Raw genomic sequence first — 1570 nt, 5'->3', positions numbered from 1 at the left:
GTGCACGCAAAAATGACTGCGATGTCGGACTTTTACGTTCTCGTTCATACCCTTGATTTGGATTGCAGACACCACCCAAAATCCCCCAATAAAGAATCCCCCTTTCCCACCGTAAGAGGAGCTCACATGACCGCCACCGACCTCGTTGACCGTCGCCAGTTTTACATCGATGGATCGTGGGCACCGCCCGCCGAGCAGCACGATGCGTTCGTGATCGACCCATCCACCGAGCAGCCCTGTGCGGTCATTTCGCTCGGGTCCCAAACCGATACCGACGCAGCTGTCGCTGCGGCGCGTGCCGCGTTCGATTCGTGGAGCCGTACCCCGACCGCGGAACGGGTGGCGCTGCTCGTGAAGTTGCTCGAGGTCTACGAACGTCGTTCCAGCGAGATGGCGGAGGCGATCTCGATGGAGATGGGTGCGCCGATTGATCTGGCTCTGCAGTCGCAGGTGAGCGCCGGTTCGTGGCACATCCGCAACACAATCGCTGCGCTTGAAGCATTCGACTTCGATCGGCCGCTGAGCGAGGGGGCCCCGGGCGATCGGATCCTCTACGAGCCGGTGGGGGTGTGCGCGATGATCACGCCGTGGAACTGGCCAATGAACCAGGTGACGCTCAAAGTCGCCCCGGCACTCGGGGTCGGGTGCACGATGGTCCTCAAGCCCTCCGAGGTCGCACCGTTGTCCTCGTCGCTCTTCGCTGAGATGGTCGATGAGGCAGGGTTCCCTCCAGGCGTTTTCAACCTGGTCAACGGCGATGGCGCCGGAGTGGGATCGCAGCTGTCGGCGCATCCCGACGTCGACATGGTGTCCTTCACAGGATCAAACCGGGCAGGGGTTGCCATCACCCACAACGCCGCAGAGTCGGTCAAGCGCGTTGCTCTGGAGTTGGGTGGCAAGGGTGCCAACATCGTGTTCGCCGACGCGGACGATGCCGCCGTCGAGCGGGGCGTGCGCCACTGCTTCAACAACAGTGGCCAGTCGTGCAACGCCCCTACGCGCATGCTGGTCGAGCGTTCCGTGTACGACGCAGCAGTGGCGACGGCGCAACGTGTCTCGAACGAGATGACCGTCGACGTTGCCTCGAAGAACGGCCGCCACATTGGCCCGGTGGTCTCCCAAGCACAGTTCGACAAAATCCAAGGTCTGATCGAGAGCGGCCAGAGCGAGGGGGCTCGGCTCGTGGCCGGCGGGCCAGGGCGGCCCGACGGGCTCGAGGTCGGCTACTTCGTGCGGCCGACGGTGTTTGCCGACGTGTCGCCGGAGATGACAATCTCCCGTACCGAGATCTTCGGCCCCGTGCTGGCGATCACACCGTTTGACACCGAGGACGAGGCGATTGCGATGGCGAACGACACCTCGTTCGGTCTGACGAACTACGTCCAGACGGCCGACATCGACCGTGCCAGGCGTGTCGCCAAACGATTGCGGTCCGGCATGGTCGAGATGAACGGCAAGTCGCGTTCGGCCGGTTCGCCGTTTGGTGGTTACCGCCAGTCCGGCAACGGACGTGAGGGCGGCACGTGGGGTCTGGAAGAGTTCCTTGAAGTGAAGGCGGTCAGCGGATGGG

Annotated in this window: 1 protein-coding gene; it reads left to right on the top strand. The window is 63.4% G+C overall.

Going from position 1 to position 1570, the window contains the following annotated elements:
• Positions 1-126 precede the first annotated feature (126 nt).
• Positions 127-1570, top strand: a 1444-nt coding sequence (locus ACH2EI_RS15485; protein ID WP_395160689.1) for an aldehyde dehydrogenase family protein, incomplete at its 3' end; no start/stop codon positions are given.

Source organism: Ilumatobacter sp. (assembly GCF_041688325.1).
GTDB lineage: Bacteria > Actinomycetota > Acidimicrobiia > Acidimicrobiales > Ilumatobacteraceae > Ilumatobacter_A.
Note: the sequence above shows the minus strand (reverse complement) of the source record. Positions and strands in the feature narration are given on the sequence as shown.